This is a genomic window from Chitinophaga agrisoli (genome assembly GCF_008386695.1).
Taxonomy (GTDB): domain Bacteria; phylum Bacteroidota; class Bacteroidia; order Chitinophagales; family Chitinophagaceae; genus Chitinophaga; species Chitinophaga agrisoli.
On record NZ_VUOC01000002.1, the window covers coordinates 1,744,987 to 1,764,503 of the forward strand.

The 19,517-nt window shown below is 48.3% G+C and carries 18 protein-coding genes; 2 read left to right on the forward strand and 16 right to left on the reverse strand.

All coding sequences use genetic code 11. The features are described 5' to 3' along the window. Nucleotides 1–32: 32 nt before the first annotated feature. Nucleotides 33–497: a VOC family protein gene (locus F0L74_RS14305; RefSeq protein WP_213086965.1), complete on the forward strand. Its 465-nt coding sequence runs from the start codon at nt 33–35 to the stop codon at nt 495–497. Here the strand turns inward: F0L74_RS14305 and F0L74_RS14310 are convergent. Next, nucleotides 494–1,546, reverse strand: coding sequence for a DUF6340 family protein (locus F0L74_RS14310; RefSeq protein WP_246197708.1), 1,053 nt, complete (start codon nt 1,544–1,546; stop codon nt 494–496). The two genes, F0L74_RS14305 and F0L74_RS14310, sit on opposite strands and share 4 nt — an antisense overlap. A 334-nt stretch (nt 1,547–1,880) precedes the next feature. On the opposite strand from F0L74_RS14310, the gene F0L74_RS14315 reads away from it, so the two are divergent. Further along, nucleotides 1,881–3,347 carry a capsule assembly Wzi family protein gene (locus tag F0L74_RS14315; RefSeq protein WP_149838525.1) on the forward strand — a complete coding sequence of 489 codons (1,467 nt, stop codon included), beginning with the start codon at nt 1,881–1,883 and terminating at the stop codon, nt 3,345–3,347. A gap of 201 nt (nt 3,348–3,548) precedes the next feature. Here F0L74_RS14315 and F0L74_RS14320 read toward each other — a convergent pair whose 3' ends face one another. The 15 genes from F0L74_RS14320 to F0L74_RS14390 all read right to left on the reverse strand — a co-directional run bounded on the left by F0L74_RS14320 (nt 3,549) and on the right by F0L74_RS14390 (nt 19,511). Then, nucleotides 3,549–4,301, reverse strand: coding sequence for a hypothetical protein (locus F0L74_RS14320; protein WP_149838526.1), 753 nt, complete (start codon nt 4,299–4,301; stop codon nt 3,549–3,551). A gap of 224 nt (nt 4,302–4,525) precedes the next feature. Beyond that, complete coding sequence (locus F0L74_RS14325) at nt 4,526–5,911, reverse strand: undecaprenyl-phosphate glucose phosphotransferase (RefSeq protein ID WP_149838527.1); 1,386 nt, start codon at nt 5,909–5,911, stop codon at nt 4,526–4,528. Between the two features lie 28 nt (nt 5,912–5,939). Continuing rightward, nucleotides 5,940–7,193: a WcaI family glycosyltransferase gene (locus F0L74_RS14330; protein ID WP_149838528.1), complete on the reverse strand. Its 1,254-nt coding sequence runs from the start codon at nt 7,191–7,193 to the stop codon at nt 5,940–5,942. A gap of 38 nt (nt 7,194–7,231) precedes the next feature. Continuing rightward, on the reverse strand, nt 7,232–7,783 hold the full coding sequence (locus tag F0L74_RS14335; RefSeq protein ID WP_149838529.1) for a WcaF family extracellular polysaccharide biosynthesis acetyltransferase: 552 nt from the start codon (nt 7,781–7,783) through the stop codon (nt 7,232–7,234). Then, nucleotides 7,768–8,226: a VanZ family protein gene (locus tag F0L74_RS14340; protein ID WP_149838530.1), complete on the reverse strand. Its 459-nt coding sequence runs from the start codon at nt 8,224–8,226 to the stop codon at nt 7,768–7,770. Before F0L74_RS14340 ends, F0L74_RS14335 begins: the two co-directional genes overlap by 16 nt. Beyond that, nucleotides 8,223–9,191: a glycosyltransferase family 2 protein gene (locus F0L74_RS14345; protein WP_213086966.1), complete on the reverse strand. Its 969-nt coding sequence runs from the start codon at nt 9,189–9,191 to the stop codon at nt 8,223–8,225. Before F0L74_RS14345 ends, F0L74_RS14340 begins: the two co-directional genes overlap by 4 nt. Next, complete coding sequence (locus tag F0L74_RS14350) at nt 9,188–10,327, reverse strand: XrtY-associated glycosyltransferase XYAG1 (RefSeq protein WP_149838531.1); 1,140 nt, start codon at nt 10,325–10,327, stop codon at nt 9,188–9,190. Before F0L74_RS14350 ends, F0L74_RS14345 begins: the two co-directional genes overlap by 4 nt. Continuing rightward, entirely contained in the window at nt 10,324–11,394 is a 1,071-nt protein-coding gene (locus F0L74_RS14355; protein WP_149838532.1) for an acyltransferase family protein, read from the reverse strand. Before F0L74_RS14355 ends, F0L74_RS14350 begins: the two co-directional genes overlap by 4 nt. Beyond that, entirely contained in the window at nt 11,394–12,470 is a 1,077-nt protein-coding gene (locus F0L74_RS14360; RefSeq protein WP_149838533.1) for a glycosyltransferase, read from the reverse strand. Before F0L74_RS14360 ends, F0L74_RS14355 begins: the two co-directional genes overlap by 1 nt. Nucleotides 12,471–12,483: 13 nt before the next feature. Then, nucleotides 12,484–13,488 (reverse strand): acyltransferase family protein, encoded by a 1,005-nt coding sequence (locus F0L74_RS14365; protein ID WP_149838534.1) that lies wholly within the window; start codon nt 13,486–13,488, stop codon nt 12,484–12,486. Further along, entirely contained in the window at nt 13,463–14,836 is a 1,374-nt protein-coding gene (locus tag F0L74_RS14370) for a hypothetical protein (RefSeq protein ID WP_149838535.1), read from the reverse strand. Before F0L74_RS14370 ends, F0L74_RS14365 begins: the two co-directional genes overlap by 26 nt. 23 nt (nt 14,837–14,859) lie before the next feature. Beyond that, complete coding sequence (locus F0L74_RS14375; RefSeq protein WP_149838536.1) at nt 14,860–15,789, reverse strand: polysaccharide pyruvyl transferase family protein; 930 nt, start codon at nt 15,787–15,789, stop codon at nt 14,860–14,862. A gap of 80 nt (nt 15,790–15,869) precedes the next feature. Continuing rightward, nucleotides 15,870–17,024 (reverse strand): glycosyltransferase, encoded by a 1,155-nt coding sequence (locus F0L74_RS14380; protein ID WP_149838537.1) that lies wholly within the window; start codon nt 17,022–17,024, stop codon nt 15,870–15,872. 17 nt (nt 17,025–17,041) lie between these two features. After that, a complete protein-coding gene (locus tag F0L74_RS14385) occupies nt 17,042–18,328 on the reverse strand; it encodes a hypothetical protein (RefSeq protein WP_149838538.1) in 1,287 nt (428 codons plus the stop codon). Further along, nucleotides 18,321–19,511 (reverse strand): glycosyltransferase family 4 protein, encoded by a 1,191-nt coding sequence (locus tag F0L74_RS14390; protein ID WP_188316003.1) that lies wholly within the window; start codon nt 19,509–19,511, stop codon nt 18,321–18,323. Before F0L74_RS14390 ends, F0L74_RS14385 begins: the two co-directional genes overlap by 8 nt. Nucleotides 19,512–19,517 lie beyond the last annotated feature (6 nt).

Here is a 19,517-nt window from a genome sequence, read left to right on the forward strand (position 1 = left end):
TACTTATTGGCCACTATAAATCACCCTAAAGGATGAACGCATTTGCAGGACAACGCCCTATTTTTGTAATCATCATCACCTTAAAAATGTACCGCATGCAAAAGATCACCACATTCCTGATGTTTGAAGGCCAGGCAGAAGCCGCCATGAACTTTTACACGTCCTTATTTGCAGATGCGCAGATCCTTAGCATTACCCGATATGGCCCAAACCAACCTGGCAAGGAAGGCTCCGTGATGCATGCCATTTTTACCCTGAATGGCCAGTCCTTTATGGCCATAGACAGTTATGTGCATCATGCCTTCACGTTTACCCCTTCCATGTCACTGTACGTAACTTGCGAAACGGAAGCAGAGATTAACGAGCGTTTTGCTAAGCTGAGCGAAGGCGGCACGGTCCTCATGGGACTGGGAGAATACCCATTCAGTAAAAAGTTTGGCTGGTGCAACGACCAGTTTGGCGTATCCTGGCAACTCACGCTGGCGCCGGCGGGTTAATCTGTTGCGCCTTGTTCTTTTAACAGCGCCTGTTTGGCCTGCCGGTTCTTTAAAATGTTAAGATACTGCAAGGCCAGGTGATTATTATAATCTTCATAAGCTTTTTGTGACCATTTAATGGCCTTATCAAGGTCGCCATTTATTTCCGAGATAATGGCCATATTATAACAGGCCCTGCCGGCAATGCTGCTGCTGGGATTTGTGGTCTCTTTCTCCCAGAGGGCCGCGGCGTCTGTCCAGTTGCCGGTTTGAGCCTTGCGCCGCGCCATGGTGAAATTATCTGAGCCTTTTACATAATAGTCCCGGGATACGCGCACCCAATAAGGCACTATACGCGCCGCATAGTCCTCCCCGGCTTTGCTGCCGGCCTGTTTTACCGCTTCTTTACGGTCCAGCAGCGCGCTCGCAGCTGCTACGGGGTTAATACCCTTGCCGGAGAAACTCAGGTTGCGCGCGGCTACATATTCATCCAGCACCGTACGCGTTGCCGGATCATAGATGCGCCAACCGGTTTTTACGGTGGTGAGCATATTGGCATTATGTTCCAATGCAGGTACATTGCCCAACGGCGTCTTAATACTGGTGGGCGTGGTGCTGTAACTCATTTTGGAGTCCGTATCAAACAACTCCAGCGTAAACAGTCCATCCAGCTTATTGACACGGCATATGCGGTCTATGGTGTCCCAGGGGATGGGCGCGGGGAAAGTTCCGTTTACCGGCGTGGTCATCACCAGATCCTTAAAGGGATAAACACCGGCAAATACCTGGTCTTTTACCAGCATGTCCGCCAAACCATCTATGCTTGCCAGGGCGCCTTCCTTATCCAGGTTGGCCCCTTCGAGCGTAAAGACCTTATCCACCGCATCTATTACTTTGTTCTGCGCAGGCGCGCCCGTACGGTTCACCACGCCAATATTCTTTATATAGGCGGGTAAGGTAACCGGCGCCGGCTGTTTTACGTTCAGGTACACCAATTCAGTGCTTTTACAGGAAATGATTGTGCAGGCGCATATGGCCAGGGCAATGCTTTTCATAGGATAGTTAGTCATGACAGTGTTTTTCATTATTCTGTATATGGAAGATAACCCGCAGGGTGCGGAGAGATCTCTAACAGTTGCTCTTGTCCCAAATTTCACAGACAAAATAGTAAGAGGAATCCATGTTTTCTATTTATATATTAAATAAATTTTTATCACATAAACTATCCTTGACAATCAACCCATTACCGCCGGGTTTGTACTGGTTCAAGTAACTTTATTGCTGTAATTCCGCGGTAAATTGGGCATGTTATACAATCATATATGCAACCATGCGGGGGAGAAATTAAATGTTAGCTGCTAACAGTTTTCAGCCCGCCTTTATTGAAAAAACCAGACTTATCTTATGAGGAGATCATTGATATTGTTAACTATATCATTGCCGCTTTTTGTACAGCATGTTCGTGCGCAATTACTGGACTCTTTACTGGTTCAAGTAGGCACTACCGGCACATTTGCCACAAAGGATTATCAACCGTTATGGATCACTGCGCAACATTTTGGCGCGCTTACGGACCGTAAGTCCGACCTCTCTACACAGGCGGGTTTCAGCAATGCGCATATACTGGGCAGCAATGGCCAGTTCTATATCAAATACGGACTGAACCTGGTGAATAATAATCACTTTGGCAACGTGATCGTACAGGAAGGATATGTAAAGGCCGGTTTCAAACACCTGGAGATCCGTGCCGGCCGGTTCCGCGAAGTAATTGGCGAAGTGGATAAAGACCTTTCCAGCGGCTCTCTGGGCGTAAGCGGCAATGCGGTGCCCATACCGCAGATAGGTATAGCGGTGCCGGAGTATACGGATGTGCCTTTTACAGACGGCTGGCTGCAGTTTAAAGGACAATTCACCCATGGGTGGATGGGAGAAAAGCAGTTTATTAAAGACGCCTGGCTGCACCAGAAGACTTTTTACGTACGCGTGGGCAAAAGAAAACTGAAAGTGGGCGCCGGCCTGGAGCATTTTGCCGTATGGGGCGGCCATCGTGAAGGTTTGCCCAAGATCGATAACTCCCTAAAGGGTTTCTGGAATGTGTTCACTGCCAGGGAAGCTAATGACGGCACCGTGGGCGGGGATATTGGCGGCAGCGTTATACGGCCCAACCGCGCCGGCGATCACCGCGGCGTAATAGAAGGTACGATTGACTGGGATAATGACGTAACAGGCTTACATCTTTATATGCAGATGCCCTTTGAATCCAGCCAGGGCATGAACATCAAAAACATTGACCGTCTTTTGGGCATCGCCTATACCAATAAACACGAAGGGGCCTGGCTGCATAAAATAGTAGGCGAGTTCATTTATACCAAACAAATGAATGACTGGTATATAAACCGTGTGCGCGAAAGCTATTACAACAACGGTATTTACCTGACCGGCTGGGAATACCAGGACCGTATTGTAGGCACGCCGCTGTTTACAGACAGGATCAGGAGCAGCAAATATTTTCCGGGACAGGTAAACCCGTATGACTGGAATGCGCCCATCACAGATATAAAAGGCCAGGGCCCCAATATCCTCAACAACCGCGTGGTAGGCGGCCATTTGGGTCTGCAATATACCATCGGGGAAATGCTGCAGGCAAAAACGCTGATCACCTATACACAGAACTACGGCAACATTAACGCGGGCCCTTACAGCCCTTCCAAATCCCAATGTTATACCCTGGAAGAGCTCAGTTATACACTGCCCATTATGCCGCTTACATTGCATGCAGGCGTAGCAGTTGATTTTGGCGAGCTAAGCGATAATGCCGGGCTGATGCTGGGCGTATCCTGGCAGTTCCGTAAATTCAATGAAGAGCAGTAAACACAAGCTACACATTTCAGTATAGTCATTACAGTGAGGTCTATAAATTAATCAGGGGATATGAAAATATCCCCTATTAGTTTTAACCTTATCTATGCACGATCCGGTTAAGGACCGTACAATAGCGCGCTAAAGTAAAGCAACACGCCGTTGCGTTACCAATATGATTGATGAATGGCAGTATTTTTTCCGCAGTGAAGATTATAAGGTATAAGAGGGGCGGTACGGTATCTTCACCAGTATCTCCACATTCTTCTCTCCTTCAACTGTAATATCCAGGCTGCCTTCATGCAGCTCTACAATATAAGAGATCAGGTAGTAGATACGCTGGTTCAGCAGTTCTGTATCGAAATGCAGTTTACCGTTATCATAAGATTTTGCGTAAGAGGAGAAGAAATAACTGGCGGCATTGGCAGAGAAAAAGCCTTTGATCTCCAGGTGGTCCTGTTCAAAAGTGAACCGCAGGCTGGGCAGTTGATTCGTGGGAGAATTCTTCATCATCCAGAAGAAGATGTTCAGCACCAGTTGGCGGACAAGGAACTCATCCACATAGGCGTCTGCATGCTCCTTATGCATCACCATTTCCACGGTATCGCCAAACAATGCGTCATAAGGCTCTTCGTGAATAAAGTTGCGGAGGAAAAAGGGCAGTATGGTAAGGTTCTTTCTGGGCTCGAAAGATTTGTTCATGATATGCTGGATGATCCTTACGTTCTGTAACTGGAACTCCAGCTCTATTACCTGGGATTTTATGGCCCCGGCCTGCCGCGTGATCTTACCGCTGTTAACCGGCTTTTCACCGCTAACGCCACTCATGCTGTTACCGCCGTACAGCTCTATCAGCTCTACACTGGAGAGGATGCTGGAGAGAATTGATTTCAATTCATGAAATATATCTTCTATCAGCCCCCTGCTTTCCAGCAGGTCAAAACGATTTACGGATGAAGCTTTCATTGTGAAACCCAGGTTTGGTGTTACCCAATTAGTTTAAATCTTAATGAATGAAGGGTGTAAATGGATCCCGTTACTTATCAGAATATGCCGACAATAATTTCCCGTTAATTCCTATGCAAGTTGTGCATCTTTTTAAAAAATGTCGTTACTGAAACCAGTACAATATACTGTTTTTTCATTTACCTGCTCCCCTTTTTACTACTCATTACAAGGCGTTTCCCCTGCTAGAAGGCATTCTTGTCGCCCTTCACGGTGTTCATTACCGTCATGAACATGATGCGCAGATCCAGGTAAACAGACCAGTTTTCCATGTACCAGATATCGTGCTCAATACGTTTTCTGAGCTGATGATCTTCGGTGATCTCTCCCCGGAAACCATTCACCTGTGCCCAGCCGGTAATACCGGGTTTCATGAAGTGGCGCACCATGTATTGCTGTATAATGCGGGAGTACTCTTCCGTATGGCGCAACATATGCGGGCGCGGCCCTACGATAGACATATCGCCCAGCAGTACGTTCAGGAACTGTGGCATCTCGTCCAGGTTGGTCTTGCGCAGGATACGGCCTATGCGGGTAAAACGATCATCGTTACGGGAAGCCTGTTTTTCGTTGGCGCTTTTATTCACTTTCATGCTGCGCATTTTAAGACAGCGGAAAGTTTGATTGTTGCGGCCAGTGCGGTGCTGGATAAAGAATACAGGGCCTTTGGACTCCAGCCGTATCAGAAGCGCCAGCAGCGGTATAAGCCAGCTTAAGAGGAAAATGGTGACCAGCGAGCTAACAATAATATCAAAAATACGTTTGCGGATGCGGTTGGCAATATCATCCAGCGGCTCTGAACGCAGGGAAATAATTGGTATATTGTTAAAATAGTCAATGTATATCTGCCGGTTTACAAACATCCGGAAATCCGGCACAAAACGGAAACGGATAAAATGCTGCTCGGCCTCATGCGCCAGGGTATACAGGTAGGGGAATTGCTCCGGCGACAGGGTAGAATAGATCTCCCGGATATTATTGCTTTTGGCATATGGTACACAATCCTCCAGGTTGCCGATCACCGGGTAGTAAGAAAGCTCATGCACTTTGCTGTACTCCTCAAAAAAGCCTTCGAACTGCAGGTTGCTTTTTACATCCAGGAAACTATCCACCAGCCTTTTAGACACATCATTATATCCCAGTATCACTACTTTCTTCTGTATCGCCTTACTGTGGATGATATAGTTGGTGATGAAATAGAACAGTAAACGGCCTATCACCACCACCACGATAAACAGCAGGAAATACAACGTAACAAACAACCGGGAGTACAGCAGCTTATACATAAACAGGTAGGTGAGCAGCAGCAGTATATACAAGAGTATACCCTGCACGCTTTTACGCGCCATACGCTCATAAGAAAGCTGCTGGCTCACAAAATAAATACCGGTGGTATACAAAGCGATCATCCAGGAAACATTGGCGCCCAGGAGAAAAGTATCTACATCCACATGTATGGGCTGCCCGGTGTCCCGCATAAGGGCCCTTACCAGGTAAAAAACGGCGTTTAACCCTATAAAGTCCAGCACAACGATCTGAATACTGCAGATCTTAAGATATCGGTCTAACATAATAAAGAAGGTTAGGTCAATTTTTTCATTAATTCTGTCCTACTGCTTCTTCGAAGCGGGACATGATCTTTCCTATCGCGAGATAGGTTTCTGCGTACGTACGCGCATTGCGGGTAATACAGGCGGTCTCCTCATGATCTACCGCCCGGCCAATGGCATTGTTAAGGGCATCCTGGTCTTCTGCATCCGCCAACACGCCCATGTTATAGCGGTCTACCAGCTCGTACAGGCTGGTGCCAGGGTTGGCGGTAATAAGCGCCATACCGCCCACAGCCAGGATGGTGGTCAGCTTGGATGGCATCACTAGGTCGCTGGCATTGGCTTTCTGTATCACCAGGTGTACATCCGCCATGTTCAGGAAACGGTTAAACTTTTCAAAAGGCTGTAAGGGAAAAAAGATCACTTGTTGTAAGCCCATAGCGGCCGCCATCTCCTCCAGCTTTGCTTTGTAAGGGCCTGATCCGCAAATGAGGAACTTCAATTCCGGGCGGTGGCTGTACGTCTTAGCCGCATGAAGGATGGCCTCCAGCCCCTGCTTTTCACCAATGGCGCCGGAGTACAGGATGATCTTATCTGATGGCGCAAAACCAAATTCCTGCTTCAGCGCTCCACGGTCCGGCAGCGGATGAAAAAGCGTCACATCTACCCAGTTAGGGAAGAAGAAAATATCTTTCCCTGCTTTTTCATGAATTTTCCTCATCATACCATCTGAAATACTGCTTACAATATCCGCCTGCCGGAAAATGTACCTTTCCAGGCGGAATAATAAACGGATAAGCTTTTGTGATTTTATCATCTGCAGATCGCGGGCGGCTTCTATCTGCATATCCTGTATATGATACAGGAATTTGGCCCCGCGGATCTTTTTATATATTACGGCCAGTATACCCAGGTGAAAAGGCGGCACTACAGTGATCACCACATCAAACTTTTTGCCCGGCAGCAATTGCAGCAGCTTAAAGAAAGCGGAAGCCGCAAAAGAGAAATCGAGCAGGATACGTTTTGCGCCGGAAGGCTGTGCCGGCACGTACTGCGGACAGCGGTATATTTTCAACTGACCGTTGCCGTTATGCTGCGCAGGCGACACCTCTTTCCTGTACCAGGATTTGCCCTTATGATAAGGTTCCTGCACTTTCCACTGGGGGTAATAAGGATAAGAGGTAATTACCGTACAGTCATACCCATTGGCGGCCAGCCACTTCATCATTTCCCCGTTATATTTGCCGATACCTGTAGGCTCCGGGGCAAAATTGCCTCCGATCAGCAATACTCTTTTTCGCATAGTTGAAACGTTAGTCATTAGTTGGCGGTTGTTTGCTCTTATTCGCTGATCACTCTTTGTCTTACGGCAACCGCCGGGTTGCCGGTATATATGCTCCATGCTTCCATTTCTTTGGTAGCAACGGAGTTTACGGTAAGTATAGCATGGGAGCGGCATGTTACGCCGGGGCATACCACGGTTTGCGCGCCTATCCACACCCCGTCTTCTACCGTTATCTTACCCAGGCGGTAAGGAAAATCACTTCGTTTATAATCGTGGTTACCGGTAAGCAGCATGGCCCCCTGCGACAGGCATACGTTATTGCCCAGGCTTACATCCTCCAGGTTGTCTATCCATACGGATTCTCCTATCCAGCAATCATCTCCTATCGTCAAGCGCCAGGGATTCTTAACCCTTACCTTGGTCTTTATGACCAGCCCCTTCCCTATTTTAGCCCCAAACACACGCAGCAGTTTGGTCTTAAGGCTGTAAGGCCAGGGGAATGCGCTGTTCAGCACATAATAGTTTGCCAGGTGCCACAGCAGTACCTTCAGCTTTGGCGCACCTGCATGGTAATCGCCGGTTGTAAATTTTGCTAGTTGCGTTTGCATGCTATTGGCGTATTAAGTCTGCTAAAAAAAGTTTTGTATAGGTATGCGCCCAATGCCGTACCCAGGGTATTCAGCAGCACATCGTCCACATCCGCCACGCCCAGGTGGTATATATACTGTATTGTTTCCAGCAGTATGCTGGTAAGGCAACCTATCCATACAACGCGGCGTATGCTGGTAATACGGCATACCCACATGAGTATAAAAGCATAGGGCACAAACAGCAGGATATTGCCCAGGAAATTACCCAGGAACAGCACCCAATGGGCCAGCATATTATGCCCTTTGGGATGCAGCAGATCATTGAGCGTACCTTTTAATGGGATTAACCGCAGGCGGTATTCTCCTTCTATGGGCCACCTGCGCCTTACGGGCGCCCATAATACGATGTAGGTTAACAACAACCCGTAAATAACTACAGCTACCGCTTTCAATCCTCTCATTCCAATACGATGTTATAATCACGCTTTAGCAGGTCTACCATTTGTTTGCGGCTATGATCCCCGTTCAGCTTTTTTTCAAATTCTTCTACGTTAATATCCACCAGCAGGCGGTACCAGAATCCCTGCATAAAATGGAACAGGAAACCCTTGTAACCGTCCAGGAATCCCATGCGCACGATATACCGGAAAAAGAAATACATAGAGGCCCGCACGCTGGGAGAAAGGGAAGAATAGATCTTCTCCTTCAGGAAACGCTTGCGTTTGGCCTGTGGATCATCACTGTTCAGCAAGCGCGCATCCTTGTCAAGGAAATGGTACTTGATATTGAGCAGATCCACCATTTCGCGGATGGCGTAATTGTTATGTTTATTCACCCACCAGTGGATCGAGTTCAGATTATGGTCCACAATATGCTCTTTGAACAACATGGTCTTACCTTCTGAAAGCACAATATGCTCATCCATCCAGCGTTGTTCAATACTGCCTTTGCCCCTGCGCCAGATGCGCAGCAGGGTATGCGGATAAAAGCCGCCATGCCGTATCCACTTATCTTTGAACAGCACTTTACGGCGGATGTAAATACCGCTAATGTCTTCCGGCACGGTGGTGAGGCGTTTATTGATCTCCTGTATCAGGGGCGGCTCCAGGTACTCATCCGCATCCATACGCATTACCCACGGCGCTTCAATAGGGCAATTATCCAGGCCCCACTGGAACTGCGCCGCGTAATTGACCCAGGCATGCTGGTACACTTTGGCCCCGTATGATTCCGCTATCTCCACCGTATTATCTGTGGAAAAGGCGTCGATGATATAGATCTCATCAGAGATACCGCGCAGGTTCTCCAGGCAGCGGCCTATATGTTTCTTCTCATTATACGTGAGGATAATAATGGCAACATGCATTTTATCCATATGGCGCTGTACCTGCAGCGCCGGTTTCCTGTTCAGTATTTCGCTGTTCATCCTTTTACCTCCTCGTATAGCTCAACGTAGTCCATTGCCAGCTTGGTCTCGTTGAAATCATGGTTAATAACAGTCCTGGCCTGCTGTGAGATCCGTTGCCGCTCTTCGCGGTCATGATAGGTAACTGTTAGCTGTTTAGCTACTTCGTCTATATCTTCTATACCGGTGATCCACCCCAGCTTGTTATCATCCACATAGCGGGACAGGCCCACATTATTGCTGATGAGCACCGGCGTGCCTACGTATAAAGATTCTATCACCACAATGGCAAAGTTTTCATTGAGGGAGGTGAGCACAAACAGGTCAGATTCCGCAAAGAAGGGGAACTTCTCTTCCGGACCTTTCCAGCCGGCCCACTCAATATGCTGTTCTATGCCCAGCTCTTTGGCCAGCAGCTCCAGCTTACGCACATAATCCGCTTCCCCGCTGCCGGCTATGCGCAGGCGATAGGGGAATTGTACACGGGCCAGCGCATACAGCAGGATCTCCAGCCCTTTTTTGGGATCTATGCGGGATAGGAAGCTGATGGTGAACACATGGTTATCCTTACGCGCATAGTCTTTACCGGGCAGGTCTACCAGGTTAAAGACCATACCGCCTTCCTCTTTCCATTTGGGATTGTAGCGGATACTCTCTTGCCACTCCATATGGGAGGATACATGCAGGAAAGTGCCCGGCAGCAGCCGTTTACCAATAAGGTTATGGATCAGCTGTTTCTTTTTGCTGTTATTAGCCGTTAACACATAATCGCAGAACATACCATGCGGCGAGAGCACCGGTTTTACCCCACGCAGCCTGCAGGCCAGTGTAGCGCCCAGCACCAGCAGGTTCCACCAGGAGTGGATGTGCACCACATCATATTGCTTTACCGTTTTCCAGGTAGCGCGGTACAATGCGGGGGATACATGCGTATGGTCTTTGGTGATGCGCTTAAAATATTTTACGGCCACGCCATCCACCATAACGGTTTTACCGGGCGTTACATCCAGCTCTGTTTTGCCGTTGGCCGTGGTGGTATATACCGTCACCTCGTGCCCCAGCTGTACCAGCCGTTCCGCCAGGCGGGCTATCACTACAATAGGCCCTCCGTAGATGTAAGCGGGTTTGTAAGACGGTACTATAAATAATATCTTCATTCGCTAATGGTTTTAGGCCCTATTGCCATTCTTCTTTTTGACTGCCGCCTTAACAGCGGCAGCATCCATCTTTTCTGAAAACGTATCTCCAGCAGCCAGCCCACCAATACAGTGAGCAGCACAAATAATAACCAGGTGAATATATTTGACGGCAGGTATGCCTTCACCGCACGCAGCAAGGGCAGGTGTACAATGTATACCCCGTAGGATACAGCAGACAGCACACTTAATGGCCGCAGAAATTCCAAATGCTGCATACGCAGCCGTTTCATCATCAGCACCCACACCAGCGCCATGGCAATAGCCGTGGCAAAATGCCGGATCTCTACCAGCGGGTGCAACCCGATAGTGGTATGATTGACCGTAATGGCCCGGAACTGGAATACGCCGTATGCCAGCAACGCAATGCTGGCGGAAAGGATACCTTGCAGAAAGCCTTTATTGCTTTTGGTAACCTGCATTTGCGCAATAGCAACACCCAGCCACCATATAGGCAGGTAAAAAAGCGTTAACCAGATCTTATTGGGATACAAGGCGAACAATGCGCAGCTTACGACGGCTATTACTGTTACCAATAACATATTACGCTCAAAGTTCTTAGCGCCGGCTATCGCATAAAAAGCATAGTACCATATTTCATAACCCAGGCTCCAGAGCGGATCGTTACCGCCAAAAGTGGCATAACCAATACCAGGTTTCTGTAGCTGCGAATCCTGCATGCCCAGGAGGTTATATACAAACGTGCGCATGTTGATATCAGGATCATGCGCGCCGGTGGCCACGTCTGCGATCCAGCTAAATAACATAACAACGATCAGGATGGGATAGATCCGGATAAAGCGTTTCCAGAGAAAGTCTGACCGGTCAAACCATTCTTTGTTATAGTAAGTATAGTGTATCACAAAACCACTGAGCAGGAAAAATAAGATCACGGCCTCCTGCCCAAATAGCAGCAGCGGCCGTATGGCGGCAGGCAGCATTTCACGGGAGTGATGCAGCACTACATAAAAGGCTGCTACACCACGGCACACGTCCAACGGCCAGATCTTATTGTCAGTTTGTTTCATTAATTTACTGCTACACTGTTGATGGAACGTACGGCGTTACCCACCATACTCGTCATTGTTAATTGTTCCTGTACAAATGCTTTTGCATTACTGCCCATCTGTTGCACCGCTGCATCGGAGATCGTATCGATCTCCTGCAGACAGCTGTCCATATGCTCAAATATCATCCCGTTATAACCATGCTGCAGATAGCTGTACTCCACACATTGTCTTAACGCTTCTGTACGTTTGAAGGTGAAGACCGGCTTTCCATAAGCCATAGCCTCCACAATAGAGAGGCCCACCCATCCGGGTTGGAAATAGATATCCGCGGCGGCAAACAATTCATCTTTCACCTGCCGGTCATATAGTCCGCCAAAATCATATACATGTTTATAAGGAGAAAAATCCGGTTTCAGTTTGCCATCACCAATGATAATAACGCCAAACCGCACAGGGTCCAGGCTGGCGATCAGCTGTTCCAACAGGTCTATACGCCTGTCTTCCTGGTTAAAACGGGCACAGAAGATAAGCACCCGCGGTTGCATGATACCGTGTTTGGCTTTTATAGCAGCTTTGTTCCCTGCCGGCAATGCCAGTATATCTTCTACGCCGGAGATAGTATTGTTCAATGCAAAACCTTTCATGCCGGGCATTACACGCTGCCAGATCTCCATTTCCTTACGGGTGTAGAACCACACGCCATCCGCCATGCCTATCATCCACCGGAGCAGAAAATTGGGTTTCTTTTCTTCTTCCATATACCTTTTTACGGAAATGCCATGGCCCCAGAGAATGACCTTCCTGCGCAGGAAAGGCTTCAGGAGCAAAATAAGCCAGGTAGAAAGATGGCTGAAGCTTAACATCAACACCAGTACCCGGTAATCTCTTTTAAAGAAGGTGAAGGGATTATAAAGGATAAACGGCCCTATATTAAGGGAGCGTACCGGTTTTACCGGTGTTTGGCCTTGTTTAAAATGCTCAGCGCCCAGCTTATCTGCTTCGTAACAGTACATATCAAACGGCGCCTGCTGGCGCAGCTGGTTAAAGAACTGTTCTCTATAATGCGGTATAAATGGTTGCAGTATCGCTATCATGTTATCAGTCATATCAATTGCCCATAAAATATTTTCTCAGTATACTATTGCCAGACATCAGGGCGGAGGTCAGAAAGCTGAGTATATACACTACCACGATCAGCGTAACTGTTGGCAGCAAACCGTTAACCGGGTGTTTGGCAATACCTAAGCCGGTTTTGATCCCCTCCAGGAAAATGCCATGCACCAGGTAAATGCCCATAGAATTATCAGAAAGGCGCTTTATAAAAGGACTATCTATTTTCACCTGGAACAGTAGCCAGGCAAACAGTACCGCTACAAATAGCAAAGACACGAACAAGTGCGGCACAAAGAATTGCAGTATGAACAAACCAGCCGCCAGCAATGGTACAATGGACTGCGCTGTTTTATCATAGCGCGCCTGTATGCTGCTATAGTGCAGGTAATACAACATGCCTATGCCGGCAGATATAAGCGAGGGCACAAAGTACAGGCGCACATGCCGTGTAAACCAGTCTGCCCGGGTAATAGCCGCATTGTTGGAGAAGATGATCATACCTGCCAGCACGATCACCGTAAGCAGTGCAAAGCTGGCTGTACGTGTATCCCGCCGGGCTGCTTTCAGGAAAGGGAAGAACAGCAGGAACAGGTAAAACAGGTTAGGCAGGTACCACAGCTGGTAAGAGCTGCCCCTGAACAGGAAGGTCTCCACCGGCGACAGCGTAAACGGCACATGCAGGAACATCGCCTTCGCATACCGGACAGCGAGGTAGATCAGCGTCCAGATAAAGAAGGGGATCATGAGCCGTTTAAAACGGGCAGTAGCCATTTCCTTAAAACTATCCAGCCGCCCGCTGAGCACCTGCCCGGCAAACAGGAAAAAGGAGATGGCAATGAACACCGGCACCGCATACTCATTCAGCGGATTAAGCCTTTTGGTCCATACGCTGGTTTCGCAGCCATGGATCCATACCACGCTGAATGCCGCAATGGGCCTTATCAGGTCAAAGCCTTTTACGTAGATCCGTTCTTTAGTGATGGGTGGCAGCGCTTCCATTTTTCAATACTATATTGCTTACATCATATCCATAGATCAGGCGGCTGCCTTCGTGAATGGAGTCGAAGGCCACCATGGTACCGTCTTTTTTCCAGCGTGGGTGCAGATCGCAATGCAGCCCGCTACGGGTAAAGGCCATCTGTTCCAGGGAAAATGCCTTTAACACGCCTTTATCCACCCCGTTCAGCACCAGCTGCGCCTGCGTGAGGTCTGGTTTGGTATCTATCATCTTATATTGGCCCAGGTCTACCCGGCGCTGTGTGCTGTACTGGAACAGGAACAGCGTACGGATACCGTTTTCATCCGGGTAGGTATCACAGATCATCCAGTCGCGGTTAGCAGGACAGAACATGGGATGCCCATCTTCATTAATGATACCTTTGGCCAGGAAACCCGGTTCTGCATTATTCTCATCTTTGAACAGCAGCCAGTTAAAAGCGGAGTTGGGTTTAGCCGCAGCGCCTTTAGGCTGTTTGTACAATAATTTCTTGATGAGCTTTTTACCCTGTGAGATCAACCCGGAGGGCAGCATTTTATACAGCAGGGAATTCCGCAACTTTTCAACGCCGCTGCCGGTCCTGCCCCAGATGGCGATATGGTTATTATCCTTCCAGTCAAAATGGCTCAGGAAACCAGTAGCCAGGCATTGCAGGTTCTTCCCGTCTGTACCGATGGTCATAAGACGGGTGGTTTCGCCGCCATCCTTTAGCTTGTAGCGGTGCAGAAAGGCGATCCTGTTCTGCGATGGGTTCAGCAGCAGATGGGTGAGGTAATGATGGTTACCCAGGTTAGGATTCATCTGGAAATTGGCTACTGCCTTAATGGATACCAGCTGGGAATATTTTTTGGTGTGGATGTTATGTTTAACAATGCCCGTGTTCTCCGGCGTATGGGAATCCGCATGGGCATCCGGCAGGCCGGTATAACCATAACCGCCTACGCGGTTAAGACGCGCATAATCCAGGCCAAAGGCCCAGCCATCATCCGTGATCACATGGGTAGGATAGTCCAGCACGGCGGTACATTCCCGGGTGCTGGCATTGTATACTTTAGAACGCCAGGCGCCATTTACCCGGTCGTTCACCACAAAAAGATCGGAGTTGCCCACCCATTGCTGGCGGGCCCCCTGGGGGTAGTTGTAGGCGTAGGTTTCGCCCAGCTTTACAAAGCTGTTGTCTCCATTCACAAAGCCTATATCACAAGGCACGTTTGGATTGGGGGGCGTCAAAATATTATCTATACGCAGGGCCAGTAGCTTATCGCCTGCGTTGTTCCACGCTACCAGGTCATGAAAGCCGAAAAAGAAATTACCGGTTCCTTTTGTTAATACCTTTTCTTGCTGTTCCATTTGTATTGTTGATAGTAGTTAGATTATAGTTGTGTGCGGGCGGGTATGGACGCCGGCGTAAAACCTATCTCCTGCCGCAGCTGCGCAGCCTTTTCAAACATGCGGCTGTCTATGCTGTTGATCACGCTATCATTGGAGAGATGGAAATGTTTAATGGCCCGCAGTTTAGACAGCAGCTCATCCTTCACTACCCGCTTTACAAAAAACTCTGCGCTGATCATGTTACCGCTCATTTTCTTAAGCTTTGTATGCAGGGATGATTTGCGGTACAGCTGTATGGGGGTACTTTCCGTATTATACAGCTGTATGGAGTGCAGCCAGTCCATCCATTTAAATTCAGATACCTTACCGCCTTCTGTAAATGGCGTTGATAGTACAAAGCGGCTCCAGGGCACGCGCAGGATATCTGCAATGATGGCCCCGTGCATAGCTTCCGCGATCACATAACGGGAAGCGGCAATTTCGCGCAGGGTATGTTCCACCCCTTTTTCCGCGGCCGGCGATATGTAATGGAATCCCAGCTGATCGCAGATAGCCTGCCAATCAAAGAACTCCAGCGATTTGAAGTAAGGGATCACGCTTATCTCGTACTGCTTTTTTACAGAACGGATATTATTGAAGTCGTTGGTGAGCCGCAGCGCATAGGCCGCATCGGCAATATATTCGTAAGTGTTGTTGAAGTTATAGGCGGATAAGGGACCGCGCAGGAAGCGGATATCCCAGGTATTATCACAGGTAAAGTTCTTATATCCCGGCCGTATACCTGTACCAAACACGATCTTGCGTTTATTGCCCAGGTCACGGAACAACGGGGAGTCATTGTATAGGATAGAGCCGATACCGATAAAGGCGTCATTATCCGGTTGCTCCACTCCAAACAGCTGTGGCCATAGCCAGCCATTCAGATCATCTCCAAAATTCCCTTTCGGATCTTTGTAATAGATATAGTTCACTTGAATTACTTTAGTTTTAAAATAGCCCGCAGGCAATAGCCTCCGTGCAACGATATGGTGTTATAATAAAATTCCTTCTCTTATGAATATACTTCCCTGGCGGCAGGTTTAAACTGCACAGCATACACGCGGGATACCCAATTGGTAAGATCTGCCGCGCGGCGATGCCAGCTATGTTCGTCAATATTTATATCCGTATGCTGCAAACGGCCATTGGCCAGGTCTGCGATCAATTTAGCCAGGCCGGCCGGCTGGGTGGTATCAAAATAATGCCCGTCATTACCAAAGATCTCCTTTGGCTCTCCTATCTTACTGGTGAAGATGGGCTTATGGAAAGGGATGTACATATAGATCTTGCTGGGACAGCGCGCCCAATCCTGCACCGTATCATTCAACGGGGAAATGAAAGCATCTGCCCTTTCGAAATAAGAGCTCAGCTCGTTTTCCGGTGTATAACCACCAAATACTACATGGTTCTCCAGCCGGTGCTCCTGTACATAGGCCTTGGCCTCTTCCAGGTGGCGGCCCCTGCCCAGTAGGAGCAGCTTTACATCCGGCCTTTCTTTGATCACCTGCTCCACGGCCTGCAGCATGGTAAAGAGACCATAGTTGCGGGTCATGGTGCCCATGTAGATCAGCACGGTGTTATTCTTATACGTTTCCTGCAATTCCTGCAGCTTTATCTTTGGCGCGTCTATCACATCGTTATTAAATGCGTAGGGCGAGTACAGGATAGGCAATTTCTTTTTCATTACCTGCGCCGCCCTTTTATGGTACTCCCGTTCCAGGTAGCGGCTGGCGCAAAGCAACCCATCCGCATACCGTGCGGAAAAATATTCCAGCAGCAGCAAGGCGTATTTCTTCAGGCCTTTGTTATCTGGTATACCGGACGCCAGCTCCGAATGTTCGATCAGGATCTTTGGTTTGGCGCTCAGCTTACTTTTAATAATGCGGTTACGGAAGCTGAAAGAGCAGAAGTATACAAAGTCCGGCGCTATCTGGTTCACCAGCGAGGTCTTGATCTGCACTTCTTCTTTCAGGCCACATTCTTTGTAATAATATACCTGTATCTGCTCATTACATTCTATGGCTATACGGTTCCTGTTCTCTTCCGTGTCCTGGGCAATGATAGACACTTCCCAACCCATTGACTGCAAGGGATTGGCCATGCCCAGCGCCCGCTTCATGGTAGCTATTGATTTAATATCGCCCAGGGTAATGAAACATATTTTCATCTGTGATCTTTTTTGCTTTAATTCAACATTAGGTGCTCTTCTTCTTCCTGCACCGGCTCTCCATCATCCCCTTCCTCATTATCCATATTATTCTTCATATACAGCCAATCGTAGTACCCGTTCATGATAATACAGCCCGTGGCCGGTATGGTAAACCGCAGGTGCTGGAACGGCGAAAACAGGAAGGTCCATAACAGCCCTATCCCCATCATTACATATACCGGGTACAAGGGCAATGCCTGCGCCTTCAGCACCAGCGTAAACGTCATCTTCATCAGGTACCAGAAGATGAGGAACACGCATATAAAGCCACCCAAACCACAGGCAATCCACCCACCCATTAATACGGAGTGGCTGGGTATATACCGGTCTACGGAATCTGCTTTTTCCAGGTTCATATCGCCGCCGTCTTCATCCCCACCCTGCAGGGCCAGGATGATACGGTAGTATTTAAGGTTCTTATCTTTAGCCCAGGAGCCATGGCCAAACCAGGGCTTATCTCCAATGGCGGTAATGGCAGCAAAGGTTTCGCCACGGCCGGTCATCAGCAGCTCAAAAGGGTTGTAGGGATTCTCCAGTCGCTCCAATTGAGAGCTGGAGTGGCCCCCGCCCAGCTGATTACTGAGTACCGATTTGACGTAAAAGACGTAGCAAAGCTCGAATACAATGGACCCAAAGAGTATAAACACAAACAGCGTACGGCGGTTGATCTGTATATCCCGGTTCAGCAGCCAGATAATACCAGCCCCCAGGAAAAACAGCATACCGCTGGAACGCGCGTCATTGGCAAAACACATTAAACAGGCGCACATCATGACGCCCATCATCAGCATGATCTTACCGCGTTTATACAGGTACACGGCCATCAGCTGCAAGGCAGACGCCAGAATAGGTACTATCTTAAACTTGAAATAAGACATGTCAGAGTCCACGATATCATCTGTAAAAAAGATGTTCTTTACCATGGTCCAGAAGATGAAGGTCATCACCGCCGATTCCGTATCCAGTGTACGGAACAGGAAAATGAAGGACAAGATGCCCATGATGGTGCCGGCCCAGCCTCGGAGGAAGTTCTGCGCCGTATTGTCCACTACAAAAATATCTGTAATGAACTGGAACACCAGCAAACCTATCATTGCAAAGATGATCTTACGGAAATAAGGATAATCCTTAAAATCCTTCATCTTAAATGTTAGCGGCGCAAACAACAGCACAATGAACTCATTCGCCTTTAACTGACCTATTACAGCCACGTTAAAAGCGCTTAATAAACCATATGCCGCTATCTGTATTTTCTTAAACATGCGCTTGTTTTTCCGTCAGCGCCGGTTGTTGTACCCGGGCTGGTTTATCTTTCACCGTATAATGGAGCACATCGTGTAAACGTTGTGTATTTACTTCCGCACTATACTCCTTCATAAAGTCTTCGCGTAAGGCCTCTCCTATCTTTGTATCTCCATTGAAGTCCAGGATCACTTTCTTAAAGTCTGCCGGATCATCTGCGATGATGAAATGTTTGCTGGCTACGCCTTCCACTCCTTTTGAGGTAGCGATGATAGGCGTGCTGAGCGCCATGGCCTCCAGGCATTTAAGCCGGGTGCCGCTGCCGTGCAGCAGCGGAATGATCACGCCGTTGGCTACGGATATATACCATTTCACATCATCCACTTTTCCCAGCGCTACAATATTGTTCCATTTATCTGCGCCGGTAAGCTGTGTGAGCGCCTCTTTCGAGCGCCTGCCTACTAACCAAATATCATACCTGTCTGCCAGTTCACTGTCCCATACTTTTTCCACAAACCATTTAAGCCCGTGAAAATTCATATACTGTCCAAAGTTGGCGGTCATCACCAATACTTTGGATTGTTTTTGCCCGGTGGATAAAGCATACTCTTTTTCATCCAGGAAATTGGGCACAAAAAAGATCTTCTCCTTAGGGATAAACTTTGCATGGTAGTGGCGGTCGTCTTCACTCACTACCAGCACGGCCGCCGCCTTTTTAAAATACATGCGCTCATGCAGTTTCTCCAGGCTTACCAGCTGAAACCGGCGGATCTTCTCTATAATGTTCTTAGCCGGCAGCTGCTGCGTGATCATGGCCTGCGCATTATGCGTGCCCAGGATCACCGGTATGCGGCGTTTGTTAAAGTAATTGATATAATGGCCTATATATCCATAATCCAGCACAGCTGCATCGATGGTATATTTACGGCACACCTCATCAAACAGCTGCAACACATGGGCAGACTGCTGGAAATAATGTTTGCCCGCCAGGCGGTCTACTATATCCAGCCGTTTTTTTGGATGGGTATAGAATACTACATTGCGGAGGTTGTAGCTTTCCAGGTCCGTCTGCTCTTCATTCTGCACCAATGCAATTACCTGGTGGCCCAGGTTGGCCAGGGCCTTTATCAGGTAATAGCTCCGTATTTTTTCCCCGCCGTTGGCCGGCAGTGGCGAAATGTCTGTATAGAATAGAATGTTCATATCCTG